1 protein-coding gene is annotated in these 677 nt (G+C 51.3%); it reads right to left on the bottom strand.

Annotated elements, in window-relative coordinates; all coding sequences use genetic code 11:
• Positions 1 to 298 precede the first annotated feature (298 nt).
• On the bottom strand, positions 299 to 677 hold a 379-nt coding region (locus tag J5224_RS33130; protein ID WP_264629144.1), incomplete at its 5' end, for a Spy/CpxP family protein refolding chaperone.

Genomic DNA, 677 nt, shown 5'->3' with positions numbered 1-677 from the left:
CGTTTTTTTGCAAAGACCACCGGCTAACTGATCAACCTCTATTACCAACTGTATGACAGTGGCTGGGGGGATTATCCGACCAAGGCCGAATCCATGGATGAGCAGGCGCTTTTGCGCTTCGTTAAGGAGCGCATACGCCCGCTTTATCGCAAGCTAACCCATAACGAGTGGCTCACATTACTCGCACGCGGACAGCCAGCCGGTAATCGTCTGGCGTAAAAAAACCGCCTTCTCATCGGCCGCCCTATAAACAGGCTCGCACAGTGAGTAAGGCGGTTGTCAGAAGAGAAAGTCTGAATTACTTAGTAGCAGCCTTCTCAGCGGGTTCTGTCATCTTGTGATTGATGCGGTTATCAAAATTTTCGCTAAACTGCTTTTTCTGCTCCGGCGTCAGAACGTTATAGATCTTGTTCTGCGTCTCCAGACGACTTACCATCCGCGCTTTATGAATCTCATCCTGCTTGTTGACCTGCGCTTGGGCTTTCGCCACATCGAACGTGTCTGCGGCAATCACATCACGCATTGCACGGTGTTCGTCCTGCATTACTTTGCGCATGTTATCGCGCGCATCGCGGATAATATCCCCAACCTGCTTTTTCTGCGCCTCGGTCAGGTTGAGATCCTTAAGCATCCACTCTTCATGCATGCCAGTACGAGGGCCACCGCGTTCACCTTTC

It is taken from the genome of Candidatus Symbiopectobacterium sp. NZEC135, from assembly GCF_025962695.1.
This window is presented reverse-complemented; position numbering and strand designations above follow the sequence as displayed.